The 13,381-nt window shown below is 51.8% G+C and carries 5 protein-coding genes; 1 reads left to right on the top strand and 4 read right to left on the bottom strand.

Features of this window, described 5'->3' with window-relative positions; all coding sequences use genetic code 11:
* Window positions 1-42: 42 nt before the first annotated feature.
* The 4 genes from bglX to GGR07_RS01970 form a co-directional block, all read right to left on the bottom strand.
* The gene (bglX, locus tag GGR07_RS01985) at window positions 43-2,328 is read right to left on the bottom strand and encodes a beta-glucosidase BglX (RefSeq protein ID WP_122056670.1); all 2,286 of its coding nucleotides are present in this window, start codon (window positions 2,326-2,328) and stop codon (window positions 43-45) included.
* Between the two features lie 345 nt (window positions 2,329-2,673).
* The gene (locus GGR07_RS01980) at window positions 2,674-4,029 is read right to left on the bottom strand and encodes a glucoamylase family protein (protein WP_395954814.1); all 1,356 of its coding nucleotides are present in this window, start codon (window positions 4,027-4,029) and stop codon (window positions 2,674-2,676) included.
* Between the two features lie 920 nt (window positions 4,030-4,949).
* The gene (locus GGR07_RS01975) at window positions 4,950-6,416 is read right to left on the bottom strand and encodes a RagB/SusD family nutrient uptake outer membrane protein (RefSeq protein WP_021646689.1); all 1,467 of its coding nucleotides are present in this window, start codon (window positions 6,414-6,416) and stop codon (window positions 4,950-4,952) included.
* A gap of 66 nt (window positions 6,417-6,482) precedes the next feature.
* A complete protein-coding gene (locus GGR07_RS01970) occupies window positions 6,483-9,515 on the bottom strand; it encodes a SusC/RagA family TonB-linked outer membrane protein (RefSeq protein ID WP_021646690.1) in 3,033 nt (1,010 codons plus the stop codon).
* Between the two features lie 641 nt (window positions 9,516-10,156).
* Here GGR07_RS01970 and GGR07_RS01965 point away from each other — a divergent pair.
* Window positions 10,157-13,021, top strand: coding sequence for a helix-turn-helix and ligand-binding sensor domain-containing protein (locus tag GGR07_RS01965; protein WP_256680539.1), 2,865 nt, complete (start codon window positions 10,157-10,159; stop codon window positions 13,019-13,021).
* Window positions 13,022-13,381: the final 360 nt, after the last annotated feature.

The following is a 13,381-nucleotide window of genomic DNA, read 5'->3' as shown; positions in this document are numbered from 1 at the left end:
GGTAGATGTTCGGGCATTCGTGACGGTCTGTGACAGGCGGTTTCATTGCAGACGCATTTTCGCCGTCTGTACATTACGACTGTCTCCGCCTATCATTATTTCGAACTCGCCCGGTTCGCATACCCATTGCAGTTCGCTGTTGTAGAATTTCAGCTTGTCTGCCGTAATGTCGAAAGAGACGGTGCGGCTTTCTCCCTTCTTCAGGCTGATGCGTTCGAAGCCTTTCAGCTCTTTCACCGGGCGGGATATGCTGCCTGCCAAATCGCGGATGTACAGTTGTACTACTTCGTCCGCGTCGAAGTCTCCCGTATTGGTGACGGTAACCGAAGCCTTGATGCTGCCTGTGGTGCTCATCGAATCGCTGCTCAGGTGAAGGCCGTTGTAGCGGAAGGTGGTGTATGACAGCCCGTAACCGAACGGATACAAAGGCTCGTTGTCGATGTCGAGGTAGTTGCTGCGGAACTTGGTAAACCATTCTCCTTCGGGAAGCGGACGTCCCGTGTTCAGGTGATTGTAGTAGAGAGGGATTTGCCCTACGTGTTTCGGGAATGTCGTCGTCAGCTTTCCGCTCGGTGATACCTTGCCGAATATGACGTCACAGATGGCGTCGGCTGCTTCGCTGCCGCCGAACCATACGTTCAGTATGGCGGGGAAGTTCTCCTGCTCCCACGTCATCACCGTGCTGCGTCCCGAGAAGTGGAGCAGGATGACCGGCTTGCCGGTCTTCTTCAACTCTGTGAGAAGATCGCGCTGGGCATCGGGCATTTCAAGGTTGGTGCGAGAGCTCGATTCGCCGCTCATCTCCGACGACTCGCCTACGGCGGCTATGATAATGTCCGATTTACGGGCTGCCTCCAACGCTTCGTCAAGCATTTCTTTATCGGTTCGCGGATCGCGCATCTCCCGCCCGAACATCGTGGCATCTGCTTCCCGCCGTGCATCGTACATCAGGTTGCAGCCTTTCGCATAATAGAGCTCGGCTTTGCCTGCCACCGCCTCTTTCATGCTTTCATAGAGAGAGTTGTATTTCTGGAACGAAGCGGCCACGCTCCATGTGCCGGGCATGTTCTCCCTTGTATGCACGAGAGGTCCTATAAGTGCGATTTTCCCTTTGCGTGGCAGAGGCAACAGTCCGCCTTCGTTCTTCAGCAGGACGAAAGTCTGGGTCGCCACTTTGCGTGCCACCTCACGGTTTTCTGCGGTGAACACTTCTTTCGCGATGCGTTCCGGGTCGCAGTATCTGTAAGGGTCGTCGAACAGCCCTAACTTGTATTTGGCTTTCAGAATCCTCCGGCAAGCCTTGTCGATGGCTTCCATCGTTACTTTCCTTTCCCTGAGCGACTTCTCCAGCGTGCCCGAGAATCCGTCGGAGACCATGTCCATGTCCGTTCCTGCATTGAGCGAGAGGGCCGACGCTTGCTGCAAGTCGCCCATGCCGTGAGCAATCATCTCGAAGATGGCGGTGTAGTCGGTCACCACGAACCCGTCGAAGCCCCAGCGATTGCGAAGAACGTCGGTCATCAGCCATTTGTTGCCCGTGGCGGGAATACCGTCGACTACGTTGAACGAGGTCATCACACTGCCTGCACCGGCATCTACTGCCGCCTTGTAAGGCGGGAAGTAATAGTTGAACATACTCACCCGGCTCATATCCACCGTATTGTAGTCACGTCCGGCTTCGGAAGCTCCGTAGAGGGCAAAGTGCTTGACACAAGCCATGAGAGTGTTCGCCGCTTTGAGATCGCTCCCCTGATAACCCTGTACCATCGCTTCGGCGATAGCGGAGCCAAGGTACGGATCTTCACCCACTCCTTCGGCCATGCGCCCCCAACGAGGATCGCGGCAGATGTCGACCATCGGGCTGAATGTCCAGCAAATGCCATTCGCGGTTGCTTCCATTGCGGCGATACGTGCCGACGCCCTGACAGCATCCATGTTCCAACTGCATGATAGAGCCAAGGGGATGGGGAAGACCGTTTCGTAGCCGTGAATGACGTCCATGCCGAAGAGCAGAGGTATCTTCAGGCGGCTTTGCCCGACGGCAATTCCTTGCAGCTCGCGTATCTTCTCCACTCCCTTCACATTGAAGAGCCCTCCTACTTCTCCTTTCCTTATTTTTCCGGCGATGTCGCTGCTTCTTGCTTCTCCCGTAACAATATCGCCCGATACGGGCAGGTTGAGTTGCCCGATCTTTTCCTGTAGCGTCATTCTCTTCATCAGGCTGTCGACGAACCTGTTCATGCGGTCATCATCATTTTGCCGTGCAGCCTGTATCGTCGTGACAGAGACTGCAAGCAAGGCTGTGAGCAGCCCTTTTCGTATGATCATATTAGGTTTCCTACCTTTGGCGGCGACGATTCCTCCGATGATTCCTCCCACTTTTCGTATTATTATCATATTGGGTTTCATGCCGGAGAAAATGCTTGTATTGTTTGTTGCACGTTGCCGGTCTTTTCGTATTATCATATTCAGTTTCATGCCATTGTGCTTTTAATATCCGTTATTCTTTTATGTTATATCCGTTTCATTGAATCGCTGTTGTTCACTGAATGAGGCTTGAATCATCTGTTCCGAGTATCGGTCAGGAGAGTACCTATGACCGGGACGTTGAGGGAGAGGGATTGATTCATCTGTTTCGGGTGTCGATAAAGAGTTTCTTTCAATCCCCGTTGCTCACCGAATCGCCTCCGCTCTTTTATCTTCGCTCTTGTTCTTGCCGTTTATGCCGAATCCCAGTTTCTTCAATCCCTCTTGTATCTCGGGGCAGCTCATGAACAGCTTCCATAAAAGTCCCGTGCGGTAGTTCTCGATCATCGGCGCAATGATGCACTGGTCGATGGCGAGATAGCGCGGAAGCGTCCATCGGTCTGTGGGAGAAAAGGCGTCGTAGAATCCGTATTTCCCCCATATCCATGCGCCCTGCTTATAGAACCCTTTCAGGGCCGCCATCGACTGCTCGGGTGTGTAGGGGAATGACGACAGGGCGGCGGTCGGAGCGATGACTCCCAGATCGTTGCCCGGCATGTGGGCGGAATATCCTTTTACCGAATAGCTGGCAGTCAGTCCCCAGCAGTCGGCTCCGTATCCCTTGTATCCTTTGGGATTGTATACGCAATGCAGGTAATTGCTCATCGCATGGTTGCGAACCACCTCCCAATAGTCGGCATAGCGATCGGTAAGGTTGCGCGGGTCGAGCCCGAAATAGGAATAGTGCGCCCAGAAGAGAGGCCCTCCTTCGGCTTCGGCTCCGTTGTGCCTGAGCCGGAGCGGGCAGTCGTAGGGGCGGGCATCACTTTGGATACCTCCGCTGCGCGCCCATCCTTTGTGGTAGCATTCGGCAGGTATGGAATGCGTGGGCGAAGAGGCTCCCAGAACATAGGCGATAAGACACTCGTTGTAGCCCTCCAGAGGGAAATCCATCTCCCATCCGTAATTGGGGGACCAATGCCAATAAAGAACCTCTTTGCCGTCTTTCCTGTATCGGTCGAACTCCATCTCACGCCATAGCTTGTCTATTTTCGCAGCCAAAGCTCTCTCCGTTTCATTTCCCTCTCCGAAGTATTGCCGCACACACAGTAGACCCTGCATCAGGATGCTGCTCTCTACGAGGTCGCCGCCATCGTCTTTCTGTCCGAAGGGTTTTGTCTTTCCCGTAGGTCCGTGCAGCCAGTGAGGCCATACACCGTAGAAGCGGTCTGCCCTTGCAAGATAGTCGGCTATCTTATGCAGCCTTTGCACACCCTCTTTGCGTCCGATGAATCCGCGCTCGATAGCGACCAGCAATCCTGCTATGCCGAATCCGCTGCCGCCAGTGGTAATCACGTCCTTATCGTTTTGCGGATAGATATTGTCGAGATGTATCCGTTCGCGTGCCAGGCCCGAAGTCTCCTCAGCCCCCTCCCACATATAGTTGAAGTGTGTCTTCTGAATGTAGTCGAGCAACTCCTCATCATTTGCGAACGCTTCGGGACGCTCAGGAGCGGAGTCGATGACTGTTTTTGTTTTTTGTTGCGTGCATGAGCAGGCCATTACCGCTATCATTACCAGCACACTTGCTTTTATTCGCTTCATAATCTTACATATATTATTCTTTATGGTTTTTCATGTTCGCCCTTTCCGCACTCCTTCCGCACATTTCTTGATTAAAAGGGAGTGAATAATTGTTGTAACTCCTGTCGGTCTCCGATTCATAATCGATTAAACTTTAAGCCGGAACAAAAGGCTTCCTTTCCTCTTTATTTCCCGATGACGGTATGATCGCTCTGCCGATGACGGTATGATCGCTCTGCCGATGACAGTATGATCGCCTGACCGATGACGTAATCATCGCTCTGCCGATGACGATATCATCGCCTTGCCGATGACGGTATGATCGCTCTGCCGATGACGGTATGATCGCTCTGCCGATGACGGTATCATCGCCTTCCCGATGACGATATCATCGCCTTGCCGATGACGGTATCATCACACTGCCCGTTACCAATCCATCGCCAGATATCGATTTATGGATGATGCTCCCGGGCAGAGAAAGAAAGTATTTGTTTCAATCCCGAAGTATGATTCTGTTTCAACATACCGAAGCAGTGACATTTAAAGCAACAACAGCAGGTTCTAACCCGAAGTATGATTCTGCTTCTAACTCGAAGTATGATTCTGTTTCAATTCTTGCGCCTCTAAAAAGATGCAAGATGAAAATAACAATTTCGAACTCGAAGTATGATTCTGTTTCAATCCTGAAAGATGATTCTTTATTCGCTACGACATCCTGCCTCCATCTCTCGATGCTCGTGTTATGAATGAAACCTTTCACAGGTGTTTCCTTCCTTTGCATGTCTCTTTGCAAGTAAAAAGACAGATATAGACTGGGAAGCGAAGCGATGGTTTTCATGCTGTGTCATGCCACTTTGGGCGGAAGAAGCGGAACCTTGCGATAAATCGCTTTCGAAAGGCTATTCGTCTTTGGGTTCGTTTTTCAGGCTCGGTACGTTTGAAAGCTGCTCATAGGGAATAGGGTAGTAGGTTTTGTCCGCCGTCCACCCCTTGGCTCCGAGCACGGATGAGGCTTTGCCCGTACGTATCAGGTCATTGTAACGCTCTCCCCATTCGCAAACCAGTTCCATACGCCGCTCGTCCAGAATTTGCTCTATGGTAGCCCCATTTATTGCGGGCATCTCGGCGCGTGCACGTACAAGGTTCAGGGGCGCATCGCCATTCTTGCCCAGACGGACTTTCGCTTCGGCATTCATCAGCAGCACGTCTGCATAGCGGAGGATACGCACATTGTTGTTCGAGCCATATTTGGTACGCCCTTCGGTCAGTTGGTTGAGCGGAGTATATGCCTTCCCGTTCCAACAATCGGTTTGGGTAGGGTTCTGCAAGGGGCGGATGACGTCACCGCTCGGAGTCGTCGTGCCTGCTTCCAGAAATGAGGTCGTGGCGCGTACCTTCTCACCGCGTTGGCGTGCCCAGTGGCGAAACTCTTTATAGATGCCGATGAATCCCCATCCGGAGATATTTCCGTTATTTGCCGGACCTTGAAAGCTAAACCATTCACCCGGTCCTATAATATCGCCCGAACCTTTGCCGAAATCGGTACACTGGCACTCGAGCAGAGACTCGTCGCATACTTTGCCCGGAATCTTGAACAACTGGTAGAAGTCGGGATAGAGTTCGAACTTCTTGCTGTTGATGATGTTGTCGGTAAGCTTTTCCACCTCCTCGTACCGCCCCATATTCAGATGAATCTTTGCAGCCAGATGTTGCGCCGAGAAGGCTGTCACAGCGCCGAAATGAGCCATTTCGTTGGGGCGGAGCTTGGGGGTATGTTCTTCGGTGTACTTCAGGTCTTCGAGCGCGTAGCGGTATACTGCATTTATCGTAGAGCGGGTCATGTCGGTCTGCGCATTGTCGCGAAGAATAGTGACCGCCCCGAATGCCTGAACAAGCCGGAAGTAGGCGTAAGCGCGCAGAAACCTTACTTCTCCGCAATAAGAGCGGTAGCGTGCCTTGTCTTCCTCTTGGGTAATGTGCTCGGCATACGAATCGAGCGAGACGAGGGCGGCGTTGGCCACCTTGATGATTCCGTAATACTGGTTCCACATTTCGTTCAGTCCCCAGAATGTGTTATCGTAGTTATATTCGCCCATAGCCACCAGCGTCGCTTGGTCGTCTATGCGTCCCGACCAGATATCGTCGTCGCGAACCACCGACAGCGGCCATATCACCCAGTGCATGCCTCCGGTTCTCAGTTTGGCATATACGCCCGAAACAGGCTGGTACATGTTCTCGGTCTTTGTAAAGTCTACGTTCTTCTCCGGAACCTTGTTTTCGGGTTCTTTATCGAGGAAGTCGCACGACGTGCCGCACAGCATAAGTGCCGGCAGCGCATATATCAGTATATTCTTCAGGCTTTTCATCGTTATAATGTATTAGTTATTGGTTCTTATCTTTGTCTTTGTCATCTCGAAAGTCCATCTCTCATCTTAAAAGTCTATTCGTACACCGAACGTATAGGTAGAGGTAAGCGGATACACTTCCGTATCCCATCCTTCGGCGTCGCTCAATTCGGGAGTGAACGAGTTCGATTTGAACGTCGTGAACGGACGGTCGGCAGTCAGGCTCAGCCGAATGCCCGGTAGGATATAGCTGCCCATTCTGATGTTTCGTATGCTGTATCCGAGCGTAATGTTCTGTATCCGGAAGAAGTCCGCGCTCTCTACGAAGTAAGAGTTAACCCTTTGGTCGGACACGTTCCATCCCTTGATGAGAGCCGCCGCCGACGGGTGGCTGTTGGTGGAGCCTGCCGTTGTCCATCGGTTTCTGTACTGCTCTTTGTCGAAGTTGTAATTCGACTGAGCGTAGCGCAAGGCACGTTTGCGGTTATACATCTCGGCGCCGGCTTGCCCGTAGGTTGTCAGCTCGAAGTCGAAGTTCTTCCAGTTGAACCCGGCGTTGATTCCGTAGATGAAGTTGGGAAGGTAAGCGCCCAGTACCTGCCGGTCGTTGCCGTCTATCACTTTGTCGCCGTTTACATCCTCATATTTGAAATCGCCCGGCACCAGTTTGTTGGCTACGGCAATCGGGTCGGCTGCGCACTCGGCCTCCGTCTGGTAGATTCCCACTACTTTATAGCCGTAGAACGAGTTCATCTCTTTTCCCACCATATTAATGGTCTTTCCGCCTCTGATGTAGTCTATCCCTCCGAGATCTTTCACCCGGTTCTTCAGGAAAGAGAGGTTGATACCGATGTTATACTTGAAGTCCTTCCCTATGCGGTCGGTGAAATTTGCAGACAGGTCGACCCCGCGGTTGAGTATCTTTCCGTAGTTGCCCGCCAGTGTCTGGTTGCTGAAAGGCAGGCGGGGAGAGATTACAGCTCTCTTGGTCATGCGGTAGAAGTAATCCAGATCTATATTCAGGCGATTGTTCAAGGTAATGAAGTTCACCCCGATATTCGTTTCGTCTACCAGTTCCCATTTCAGCCAACTGAAATAAGTCGTGTTCTGATATCCCGGGAAAGTGACGTTGCCGAATACGCCCGATGCCGAATTGCCCGTAGCGATAGATGCGAAGCCGTCGCTTGCACTGACGTGGTCGTTACCCAAACGCCCCCAGCTTGCGCGCAGTTTCAGGTAGTCGAAGCCCTTCAGGCCTTTCATGAACTCTTCTTCGCTGGTCACCCATGCGGCGCCCACCGATGGGAAATACCCCCATTTCTCCTGATATTTCGAAGAACCGTCGGCGCGCATGGTCAGTGTCAGCAGGTATTTGCCGGCATAGTCGTAACTCAGGCGGGTAAAGTACGACTGCCCACGGTAACACAGACCGCCATCTCCCAGTCGCACACCCTCGGCGTTCCCCTGACTCAGGTAGAGCCACTCCTCTTTGTCTCCCGGCACATTGTCGGCCGTTCCCCACAACTCCCTGAACTGTTGCTGGCGCATGGAGTATCCGAGCATGGCGGAAAGCCTGTGCTTGTCCCACTGGTCGTTATAGCTCAGCGTATTGTCCCAGATGTAGTTGTAGTAATTGATGTTCTTCTTCGTCAGCTTCGAAACAGCCTGTTGCTGCCAACTGCTCACGTAGTAAGGAGCAATATACTCGCGCATGCGGATCGACGAGTAGTCGTAGTTGTAGCTTGTCTTAAGGTTCAGCTTCTGCGGAACGAGCTGGAATTGCGCGTAGAAGTTGGTAAGCACCTGATAATTCTCGCTTTTCGAGTCGAAGTATCGGGCTGTGGCAACCGGATTGTAGAAGTTGGCGGTAAAGCCTACGGCATCGGGTGAGGCGTATTTATCCGGAAACGTCTTTTCGTTCTTCGTATCGTAGACCGGATAGATTCCCGGCGCATTGAAGGCTTGCTGCCAGGCGGCATTCTTGGGCAATATGCGGTCTGAGTTGCTGAACACGCCGTTGAATCCCACTTTCAGCCATCTTGCGGCATCATATTCGAACGCCGCGCGAAAGTTGAGCCGCTTGTAGTTGTTCTTCACATCCATTACTCCGTCCTGATAGAGATAGCTCATTCCTAATGAGTAGACTGCTTTTTCCGCTCCCCCGCTGATGTCTAAGCTATGGTTGGTGATGGCGGCTTTGCGCAGAAGCTCTTTATACCAGTCCGTATCGGAAGCGAATGTCCAGTTGTGGAAGTCGGGGTCGGAGTAGCTGCCTCCGAACCTGTCGACAGATGCTTTCATGGTCGACACGTAAGCATCGTAGTTCGCCTCCAGAAGCATGGTGGCATATTCTTTCGAGTTACACATCTCCAGCACGTTGGTGGCTCGCTGAATACCGATGTATCCGTTGTAGCTGATCTTCGCGCTTTGGTTGCGTTGTCCTTTTCTCGTAGTAATGATAACAACGCCGTTGGCAGCGCGCACACCGTAGATGGCAGCCGCCGAAGCATCCTTGAGCACCGATACGTCCTGAATGTCGCTATTGTTCAGGAAGTTGATGTTGTCGTAGAACATACCGTCCACCACATAGAGCGGGGAGCTGTTGGCAAACGACCCCTTGCCGCGGATGGTCACTTTCGGTCCGTCTCCGGGAGTTCCGCTGTTCACAACATTCACGCCCGCTACCTTGCCCTGCATGGCTGCCATAGGCGAAGCGGAGGGAACGGATGTGAGCTGTTCTCCTTTCAGCACAGTGATGGGCGAGGTGAGGTCTTTCGCTTTGGCTGCTCCATAGCCGATCACGACCACCTCTTCCAGCTTCTGTGTGTCGTCCCTCAGCTCCACGTTCACCGTTTTTCTTCCGTCCAGCTTTATCTGCCGGGTCTGCATACCCATGTAAGATATGATCAGGGTTGCATTCTCCGGAACATTGTCAAGAGTGAAGTTCCCGTCAAGATCGGTCACTGTTCCGGCCTTTGTTTCACTCACCTGCACTGTGGCGCCTATCACCGGCTCGCCTGTTTGATCGGTGACTGTGCCCTTTACCGTTCCGGTCTGTGCGAATACCGCTCCCAGACAGATGACGGCGAATAGGAATAGAAAGAAAATTCTCTTTTTCATTGTTTCTCAAATAGATTTGGTTGATAATAAGGTTAATTGATACAATCGGTTTGCAATTAAGGTTTAAAAGGTTTAATGGGTTCGCAATGAGGTTTAACCTGCTATGCTTAGATTTAGTCTGCTGCAATTAGGTCTAAATCTACTGCAACAAAGTCTAATCTTTTGCGATGAGATTAACCTTTCTATACTTAGATTTCATCTGCTGCGATTAGGTCTAATCAGTTGCAACGAAGTTTAATCTTTTGCGATGAGATTAATCTGCTATACTTAGATTCAATCTGTTGCAACGAAGTCTAACCTATTGCGATTAAGATTATTCTGCTTTATGTGAACGAATTGCATGGCAATGGCCGGCTCATAGCAAACTGACGTATCTAAACTAAGGCATCGTAAAGTAACAAGTAACGCGCTGCCGCAAACTGGCGCACCGCTAATGAATAACACAAAGAAATGTTTCTTTTGAAATATTTGCAAGGTTTTCCGTACCATGCTACTACTTTTATGTTATAGAGCACTACGTTTTTACTACGTTTGTCGTGTTCTGAGGTTTTTAGGGGGCTTGTCTTGCAGTTTCGGGAATTTCTTGATAACTTGCCCACGTGATTCTTTCATGTCTCTGCGGTGAATAACTTTATAAGCGTATGGCTTTGATGCGATGGCGTAGCTTGATATTCTCACTGGCCGTTATAGCGGCGGTTTGCATTTGCCCCTCCGTATGCCGGGCAACTGCATTTATGCCTGTTGTCACCAATTATACGGCTAAGGATTACCGATCGGGATTGCAGAACTGGGCTCTGGCGCAGGGTCCGAACGGAGAGATGTATGTAGGCAATAACACCGGATTGCTTTGCTTCGACGGCTACATGTGGACTAAATACCCGATGCCCGGCAGCCAGACGGTGCGTTCGGTGCTGGTGGATGGCGACCGCATATACGTGGGAGCTTACGAAGACTTCGGCTACTTTACCCGGAACTCTTTCGGATCGCTCGAGTATACTTCGCTATGGAGCCGCCCGGAGAACGGAGAGACACATAATGATGAAATATGGAATATACTCAAAGCCGGAGGTTCCATCTATTTCCAGTCATTCAGCTCATGGTTCAGATACGACGGGCAAAAGGTAACCGCACACTATGATCCCGACCGGCTGCCGCTATACTTCCATCAGGCTCACGGCAATATCTATGTGCAGTTGGTGAACGGAGACTTCTGTCTTCTCGAGAATGATGAATATAAACCTCTCATCACGCGTGAAGAGTTGGGTGGAGACGCTGTTGTAGCGCTTATCCCCACATCGGGCGGAAGGATGATACTCTGCACCGAGTGGCATGGACTGTTCGATTACGACGGCAGGAAGTTGACTCCGCGCCTTACGGGTATCGACGGCGAACTGAAGAACCGGCAGGTAAACAGGGCTGTGATGATTCCGTCGGACTCTACCATCGTGATAGGAACAATCCGCAACGGCATTTATGCCATCGACAGCAAAGGCAGGCAGAGGTGGCACTGCAACGTAAGCAACCGTTTGTGCAACAACTCCGTACTGCGTTTGTTCTGCGATCGCGACAACAACGTATGGGCCGCGCTCGATACGGGCATTGCTCTCATTCATACCGGATCGCCTTTCTCAGCGCTCATTCCCGGCCGTAATTCGCAATCGCTGGGAATGGTATACGGAGTCAATGCCTTTAACGGCAACCTCTATATCGCTACCAACCAATCGGCTTGGCTATATCCTTTTACGACGGAAACCATTGTTCCCATACAAGGAGCGGAAGGGCACAACTGGCATGTCACGGCTTTCGATTCGCAGGTGCTGCTGGGAAACAACTTCGGAACCAAAGCGATAGAGGGAGCGGTGGCTTACGGCATTCCGGGAGTGGAAACCGGCAGCACATGCCTGAGGAAATGCGTGATCAACGAGCAGGAGGTGCTGCTGGAGTCTTCGTACTACGATCTTCGCATCTACAGGAAGACGGGAGGGAAGTGGACTTTCTCTCATGCGGTCGACGGTTTCCGTAGTCCTGTCCGGCAGTTCGAGGTCGACCATAGCGGAACGATATGGGCTGCCCACATGAGTCTCGGTATCTATAAGATAACTCTTTCGAAAGACTTGCACAAAGTAGCGGGGTGCGACTACATCAAGTCGCTCTCGGACAACGCAAAGGGGCGCAGCCTGATGCACGTGGTGAAGATACGCGGAAGAGTGGTGTTCTCCGACAGTGAAAAGACCTATACGTACGACGACATCAAGCAAGCCATCGTTCCTTTCACGCAGTTGAACGCTATACTCCATGGCGGGATTAACTCTGCGGCTTCCGTAGATGACAATACGTATTGGCTTGCCGATCATCGGGGATACAGCCTTATCAGGTACGATAAGGGCAGGTTCGTTCTGGTGCGTTTTGTGCCCGCCTCGTTCTTCGGACTCGAATGCAACGAGAACAACAGCCACGTTTATGTGGATGACGACATCGTTTACTTCTGCCTGAACAACGGCGTCGGGCGTCTCGATATGCGGCATGCGGAAGTTGAGGCGGGAGAGGGGCGCGCTTTGCAGATAAGCGCAGTCACCTCCTTGTCGCGCGACCATTCTTTGCACCTCCTGCCCGTGACAAGCGGCAAGGAAGCGAATGAGAAGGTGCGTGGCGATGTCACTTTCAGATTGTCTTATCCCGACTTTAACGGTGAGTCGCTGACTTTCCACTATTGCCTCGCGGGCGGATCCCCTGCTCTTGAGTCGATATCAGCCCAGCCGGTCGTCACTTACGGCAGTCTGGAGTATGGCGATTACCGTTTCACGGCTTCGGTGAAAAGCATCGACGGCAGGGAATTGGGCTTTGCGGAATACTACTTCTGCAAGCCCAGACCCTTCTATCTGTCGGTATATGCCTGGGCGGCGTATCTGTTTCTCGCCCTCGTCCTTGTGTTTCTTTACTCTCGTTGGCATACGTCGAGAATGATGCGCAAGCGCAATAAAGAGTATGAAGAGGAGAAAATAAAGCAAGACTTCAAGATGCTGGAACAGGAACACATTATCGCCCGGCAGCGGCAGCAGTTACTCGAGTCCGAACTCTCCGCAAAGGGAAAAGAACTGGCAAGTCTTGCGCTCGATGCCGTAGCATCCAACAAAGCGGTGGAAAGCCTGAGGGAAGCCATGTTGCAACAGGAGCGGAAGGGAAGCGTGAGCCGCCGTGATGTGGAAGCGATTCTGAGCCAGATCAGCGGAAGCGTGAACGACGAGGAGTTCTGGGATATATACCGCAAGAACTTCGACCTGATACACAAGAACTTCTTCCGCAACCTGCGGAAACAGTATCCCACGCTTACTCCCGGCGACCTGAAATTCTGTGCGCTGCTGAGGCTCAACCTCTCCACGAAGGATATCGCGCAGTTCACCAATCTCACTGTCCGCGGTGTCGAGGCGGCGCGCTATCGCTTGCGGAAAAAACTCTCCATTCCCGAAGGAAGCACTCTTGTCGACTTTCTTATCGACTTTGAATAGAGGTTGCAGCCCCTTCCTTGCTTCTTCCGGCATCCTTCTCTGACGATCTATGTACAGACTGTCTGCCTGACGGTAAGATACGTTCGACGAGCATGCGCATACATACCCCGTCGTGATGCTCGTGCATGCCCGTCGGGACTGCGATATATACCTGCCGCAATAATCATATATACTCACCGCGGTAGCCATATATACTCACCGTGGTAGCCATATATACTCACCGCGGTAGCCATATATGCACACCACGGTAGCCATATATGTACACCGCGGTAGCCATATATGTATATTGCAGTGCCCTGTATATAGGCACTTCAGCGGCAAAAAGCACCTGCCGCACAGAGGTCCGTCATTGCACATGTC

It is taken from the genome of Bacteroides pyogenes (genome assembly GCF_014196225.1).
Lineage (GTDB): Bacteria > Bacteroidota > Bacteroidia > Bacteroidales > Bacteroidaceae > Bacteroides > Bacteroides pyogenes_A.
This window is presented reverse-complemented; position numbering and strand designations above follow the sequence as displayed.

What these genes read in the sequence shown, in the direction of transcription:
- bglX (WP_122056670.1), bottom strand. Translation starts at nt 2,328, where the DNA reads ATGATCATACGAAAAGGGCTGCTCACAGCCTTGCTTGCAGTCTCTGTC.
- GGR07_RS01980 (WP_395954814.1), bottom strand. Translation starts at nt 4,029, where the DNA reads ATGGCCTGCTCATGCACGCAACAAAAAACAAAAACAGTCATCGACTCC.
- GGR07_RS01975 (WP_021646689.1), bottom strand. Translation starts at nt 6,416, where the DNA reads ATGAAAAGCCTGAAGAATATACTGATATATGCGCTGCCGGCACTTATG.
- GGR07_RS01970 (WP_021646690.1), bottom strand. Translation starts at nt 9,515, where the DNA reads ATGAAAAAGAGAATTTTCTTTCTATTCCTATTCGCCGTCATCTGTCTG.
- GGR07_RS01965 (WP_256680539.1), top strand. Translation starts at nt 10,157, where the DNA reads ATGGCTTTGATGCGATGGCGTAGCTTGATATTCTCACTGGCCGTTATA.